Annotated in this window: 2 protein-coding genes; both read right to left on the bottom strand. The window is 43.2% G+C overall.

Translation table 11 applies throughout. The features are described from left to right. Positions 1 to 624 precede the first annotated feature (624 nt). Positions 625 to 1,035, bottom strand: a complete 411-nt coding sequence (locus BTA51_RS28790; RefSeq protein WP_094712530.1) for a hypothetical protein — start codon at positions 1,033 to 1,035, stop codon at positions 625 to 627. Between the two features lie 177 nt (positions 1,036 to 1,212). Next, positions 1,213 to 1,491, bottom strand: a complete 279-nt coding sequence (locus BTA51_RS28795) for a hypothetical protein (protein ID WP_094712531.1) — start codon at positions 1,489 to 1,491, stop codon at positions 1,213 to 1,215. Between the last annotated feature and the right edge of the window lie 413 nt (positions 1,492 to 1,904).

Here is a 1,904-nt window from a genome sequence, read left to right on the forward strand (position 1 = left end):
AATCAATACCAATAACGGATATACCTTTCATAATATCTCCCTCCAGATTTAACCAGCTTCTCGGCCTGTTCAGTATAGAAAGGGAGCGTCCATATCATTATTTGTATATCGCGCATGCGCGTTTTTCAATTTCAAGACTTCGAAGATACCCCCTCCAGCTCACTGATTCCAGTGTAAAAATCCCGAAAAGTAAAACTATCTCATTTTCAAAACCGTGCGTGCGCATATACACTTTCTTGGGGGTCTCGTTATCACAATAAGCCAGACCCCAAGTTATTGAATCGAAGCACTTTTCAGAACACCATCGTCGGAAAACCGAGCCATTCGGTACGGCAAAGCGTGCGAGTATCTTGACTCCTTAGCGATACACTGTGTTTTTATACAGAAAAATATCACAAGGAGTGTGAGTATATGGCCAGCCCTTTTTTGGAATCTATTCGCAGAGAAATCCGTCTTAGGGGATACAGTATCCGGGCCGAGAAGACCTATTTGTTTTGGATTCCGCGCTATTCTATTTCATTAAGAAACGTCACCCAAAAGACGTTGGTACAGCTGAACTCAAAGCACTCTTATCCATGTTGGCTGTTGACCTGCAGATCAAAGAGCCAACCAGATGTCAGATTCTTATGGGGCCTGTACGAGATAGTATAAATTTCCGTATTCTTTCGAGTCTAATTTCTTAATTTCGTTTGCCTCAATTGCCTCTTGAAACCATCCCTTAATATCGCTTTCTTGTATGTGAGGATATTTCTTTCTACGAGTATTGATGAAAGTACACAGTCTCCACACATCAAATCCGTCAATGCGTCCGTTGGTACCGTAATCAAAATCAACTACATCCTTGTTACTAATATGGACTCTGCAACCTACACCGTGGAAAAAATATTTGTGCTTGCCGCCAAGAACCCCAACTTGCTCTAGTGGCCGGTTCCAATTATGTGGTTCATCGGTTCCGAGGTAATGTTTAAGAAGCTCATTGGCTTCCTTCACTTTGTCTTGGAAGTCGGAAATTACCTGCCTAAGTTCAGAATTCATTTTTTACCCATCATATATTTAGCCCTGAGGATATGGACTTGAGAGGGAGCTTGCTGGAAACCCTAAAAATACCGGGGCATCCAGCCAACTATATTCGAAAGCCGGAAATACAGACTTAAGCGGTTGGCTCGAGTGCGTATGACCGGTCTATCTAATTCTCATTCCTTCTAAAGTCCGTTAATCAACACGAATGCCGCGCGCTTTGGCTCTTTTGATTTGCTCTTCCGTCAAAGGCGGCTCATCATCTGATTTCCAAAAGTAAGGAAGTTTGTTCGTTACCTCTTCCAAGGGAATAAACCCTTTTACTTTATCATCCGGGGATATGCTGGCCCATCCATCAACCGGATTCCAGTATGATGCCGATGTTGTTACCATCCCAAGTGTTTCAACCGCGATGATGTAAACCCCCTGCTCTTTCGGAGCATCTCCCAGAGTCCAATGGATATCTTCAAACATAAGATCTCCGTCAAGACTTCATTCTGAACCGTTCAGCTTCACAAGCATATTCCCAAAGCTTTTGGCTTCCTTTTCAAGGAACTCATGTACCCCTTCCCAAACCATCGCTATGAGGAAATAGTTTTTTGAATATCACGCCTTTTGGAGGACATGCAGAGTTACGAATTTAGAATTACCAGCGTCCAGACTGTCGAAATATGAATATATTTATATTATTCTTCCGTAAGCACAGGTGATTCCCCCAGGCAGTGCATAAGAGCCCTAAATGTTCCTGAATAGTACCTAGGGAGAGTCTGAATAACCCCAAAATTCTGAGGTAATTGATACTCTCGACGAAAATGGTCGAAGATACAGATTGTTTTTCCGGCCATTTTGGATCTCACACCCCTCGCAGGGCCTCATCTGGGCCCATC

This window comes from Hahella sp. CCB-MM4, assembly GCF_002260525.1.
Classification (GTDB): Bacteria; Pseudomonadota; Gammaproteobacteria; order Pseudomonadales; family Oleiphilaceae; genus Hahella.